The sequence below is a fragment of the Amycolatopsis sp. SID8362 genome, assembly GCF_010550475.1.
Lineage (GTDB): Bacteria > Actinomycetota > Actinomycetes > Mycobacteriales > Pseudonocardiaceae > Amycolatopsis > Amycolatopsis eburnea.
The window spans coordinates 1-3,740 of the sequence record NZ_JAAGNB010001032.1 but is presented as its reverse complement, the minus strand read 5'-3'; the positions used below and the strand labels follow the sequence as shown (position 1 = coordinate 3,740).

At 74.1% G+C, this 3,740-nt stretch carries 4 protein-coding genes; 2 read left to right on the top strand and 2 right to left on the bottom strand.

Annotated elements, in window-relative coordinates:
* Positions 1-33 precede the first annotated feature (33 nt).
* On the top strand, positions 34-1,746 hold the full coding sequence (locus G3I65_RS32470) for an ATP-binding cassette domain-containing protein (RefSeq protein WP_160699483.1): 1,713 nt from the start codon (positions 34-36) through the stop codon (positions 1,744-1,746).
* A complete protein-coding gene (locus tag G3I65_RS32465) occupies positions 1,743-2,435 on the top strand; it encodes an ABC transporter ATP-binding protein (RefSeq protein WP_160699482.1) in 693 nt (230 codons plus the stop codon). Before G3I65_RS32470 ends, G3I65_RS32465 begins: the two co-directional genes overlap by 4 nt.
* Before the next feature lie 47 nt (positions 2,436-2,482).
* Here the strand turns inward: G3I65_RS32465 and G3I65_RS32460 are convergent, their stop codons facing one another.
* Together G3I65_RS32460 and G3I65_RS32455 are read right to left on the bottom strand one after the other, a co-directional pair.
* Positions 2,483-3,283 (bottom strand): SDR family NAD(P)-dependent oxidoreductase, encoded by an 801-nt coding sequence (locus G3I65_RS32460; protein ID WP_160699481.1) that lies wholly within the window; start codon positions 3,281-3,283, stop codon positions 2,483-2,485.
* Positions 3,284-3,296: 13 nt separating this feature from the next.
* Positions 3,297-3,740, bottom strand: a 444-nt coding sequence (locus G3I65_RS32455) for an SDR family NAD(P)-dependent oxidoreductase (RefSeq protein ID WP_160699480.1), incomplete at its 5' end; no start/stop codon positions are given.

Genomic DNA, 3,740 nt, shown 5'->3' with positions numbered 1-3,740 from the left:
CCCACCTCGTCTCAGCTCGAAAGGCGGTGCCCCGTGCGGCTCGCTGAACACCGCGTCGCCCGTGCGGGACTCCCCTTCCTCGTCGCGGCCGCCGCCATCGCCGTCGGGTACGCGCTCAGCGTCGGGCTCGCCGGGTACTTCGTCTACCTCGGCGTCAGCGCCGTCGTCGCCGCGATCGCCCTGCTCGGGCTCGGGGTCGTCACCGGGACCGCCGGCATGATCTCCCTCTGCCAGCTCACCTTCGCCGCCGTCGGGGCCTTCGTCGTCTCCGCGTGCAACGTCGCCGGCGTGCCCGGCGGGTTCGGCACCTGGCTGCTCCTGGGCGGCCTCGCCGCCGCGATCGCCGGGGTGCTCGTCGGGCTGCCCGCGCTGCGGCTGCGGGGCATCACGCTCGCCGTGGTCACGCTCGGGCTGGCCGCGGCCGCCGACCTGACGCTCGTGCAGATCCAGTTCCCCGGCGCCACCGAAGGGCTGTCGGTCGAGCGGCCCGAGGCGTTCTCCGACGACCGGTCCTACGTCCTCTTCGCGGTGCTGGTGCTCGTCGCCTGCGGTCTGCTCGTGCACTTCCTGCGCCGCGGGCGCTGGGGCAGCAGCTGGCACCTGGTCGCCTTCTCCGAACGCGGGACCGCCGCCGTCGGGGCGGGCGTGCGGACGTCCAAGCTCACGGCGTTCGCGGTCAGCGCCGCGCTCGGCGGGATCAGCGGCGGCCTGCTCACCGGCCAGGTCGGCCTCGCCTTCCCGGCGAGCTTCACCGCCATCCAGTCCCTCGCCCTCTACGTCCTGGCCATCATGTCCGGCGCGCACCTGATCGACATGGCCGTGTTCGGCGCGCTGCTCTGGGTCGCCGTCCCCGAACTCCTGAAACGCTGGGGTGTGCCGCAGGACTGGGGTTTCGTCGTGTTCGGCGTGCTCGGCGTCCAGGCCCTCACCGGCCGCGGCAACCTCGGCACGGCCGTGCGGAACCTCTGGTACCGCCGCGGGACCACCGCGGGCGTCGGGCTCACCGCCGAGGTCGCCGACGTCGAGCCGCTGCCGCCCGGTGACCCCGTGCTGGAGGTGCGCGGGCTGAGTGTCTCCTTCGGACACGTGGCCGCCTTGTCCGATGTGGACATCGCCGTGCCGGAACGCGGGATCCTCGGGGTGATCGGGCCGAACGGCGCCGGGAAGTCCACTTTGGTCGACGCGATCAGCGGCTTCCTCCCCCGGGCCAGCGGCACCGTCACCCTCGACGGCCGGCCGCTCACCGGCTCGCCCGCCCGCCGGGCCCGCGCCGGGCTGAGGCGGACGTTCCAGCAGGACCGCGTCCCGCCGGGCCTCACCGTCGGCGCGTACGTCCGGTTCGTCGCCCGCCGGAGGCTGACCGCCCGCGAAGCCGCCGACGCGCTGGAGTTCTTCGGCTGCCCGCCCCCGCGCACGCCGCTGTCCCGGGTGGACGCCGGCGCGCGGCGGCTCGTCGAGGTGGTCGGGCACCTGCTCGCGAAGCCCCGGGTGCTGCTGCTCGATGAGCCCGCGGCCGGGCTGCCGCACGAGGAGCACGTCGCCTTCGGGCGGCGGCTGCGGCAGGTCCCGGCCCGGTTCGGGGTGTCGGTGCTGCTCATCGAGCACGACCTCGACCTGGTGCGGTCGGTCTGCGACACGCTCACGGTCCTCGACTTCGGCCAGGTACTGGCCAGCGGACCGCAGGCGGACGTGCTGGCCGACCCGGCCGTCCTGAAGGCCTACATGGGTGAAACGGAGCTGCTGTGAACGCGTTGCGAGTCCACGGGCTGACGGTCAAGCGTGGCGCCGGACCGGTCATCCGCGACGTCGACCTCGTCCTCGAACCGGGCCGGATCACCGCGCTGGTCGGGCCCAACGGGGCCGGGAAGACGAGCCTGCTGGAGGCCGTGTCGGGGGTGGTGCCACCCGCGGCGGGCAGCGTCCACCTGGCCGGGGTTAACGTCACCCGGCACTCCCGCGTCGCGCGGGCGCGGCTCGGGCTGGCGCACATCGAGCAGGGCCGGGCGGTGTTCCCCGGCCTGACGGTGCTGGAGAACCTCCGCCTGACCGCCCGCACCCCGGCGGCCGTCGACGAGGTCCTGGCGCTGTTCCCCGAGCTGGAGAAGCGCCGGGACGCCGCCGCGGCCCTGCTGTCTGGTGGCGAGCAGCAGATGGTCGTGCTGGCCCGGGCGTTCGCGGCGAAACCGGCGTTCCTGCTCATCGACGAGATGTCGCTGGGCCTGGCCCCGGTGGTGTTCACGCGGCTGCTGCCGGTGGTCACGCGGTTCGCCGGAGAAGGAGCCGCGATCCTGCTGGTCGAACAGTTCACGCACCTGGCGCTCGGCGTCGCGCAGGAGGCGGTGGTCGTCTCGTCGGGCCGCGTCACGTACTCCGGCGACGCCCAGACCCTCCTCGACTCCCCCGCCACCCTGCACTCGGCCTACCTGGGGTCGTGAGTGTTCAGTCGGGTTAGAACCCGACTGAACACTCACGAGCCGCGGTGTCACATCCCCGCGCGCTCGAAGGCCAGCGTCGGGAGGTCGACGGCGTGGGCGCCGCCGTCGGCCACCAGGACCGCGCCCGTGATGTAGGACGACTCCGCCGAGCCCAGGAACCGCACGATCGCCGCGATCTCCGCGGGCTCGGCCGGGCGGCGCAGCGGGACCTCGGCCGTCACGCGGCGGTAGCCCTCGTCGTGGCCGCCGGTGAAGCCCGCCGCCGCGGCGAACTGGTCCATCTCGCCGTCCGCCATCGGGGTCCGGACCCAGCCCGGGCAGACCGCGTTCGCGCGCACCCCGCGCGGCCCGAAGTCGCGGGCGATCGACCGGGTCAGGCCGATCAGCGCGTGCTTCGCGACGGTGTACCCGGCCACGTTCGGCCCGGCGAACAGCCCGGCCAGCGACGACACCACGACGACCTGCCCGCCCGTCTCCACCAGCGACGGCAGCGCGGCCCGGCAGAGCACGAACGCGCTCGACAGGTTCGAGCGCAGGGCCAGCTCCCACTCGTCGTCGCCGGTGTCGACGACCGAGGACAGGCCGTGCCCGCCGGCGTTGGCGACGACGACGTCGAGCCGTCCGTACTTGCCGATGATCTCGGCGATCGCGCTTTCGGCGTCCTCGCGCACGCTCGCGTCGCAGGCGATGACGTGCGCGCCGGTTTCCGCGGCCACCTTCTCGAGGGGCTCGCGCCGCCGTCCCAGCACGACCACGTGCGCGCTTTCGCCCGCGTAACGCCGAGCGACGGCCGCGCCGATTCCGGTGCCGCCGCCGGTGATCGCGACGACCTTGCCAGATGAGTCCACTGTGGATCCTTTCCTAAGCGGGGAACGCCGAGCGGGCCGACATCCCGAAGTCGGCCAGCAGGGCTTGGCCGTTGACCGGCCGCGAAGCCGGGGACGCGAGGAACAGCACCTGCCGGGCGACGTCGTCGGCGGTCTGGACCGGGAACGCGGGGTCGTCCAGGACGGCACCGAGGTCGGCGCGCGCCATCGGCGTGTCCACCACCGACGGGCAGACGCAGTTGACCCGGACGCCGGGCAGCTCGACAGCCAGCGCGCGGGTCATCGCGACCACCGCGCCCTTGGACGCGCAGTAGGGCACCATGCCGGGCGCGGCCGTGAACGCCGAGTCGCTGCCGAGCAGGACCACGGCGCCGCCGTCGGCCAGCCACGGCAGCGCGTGCTTGACCAGCAGGAACTGCCCCGTGACGTTGACGGCGAGGACGCGCGCGACGTCGGCCGCCGAGGTCGCGGCCAGCGG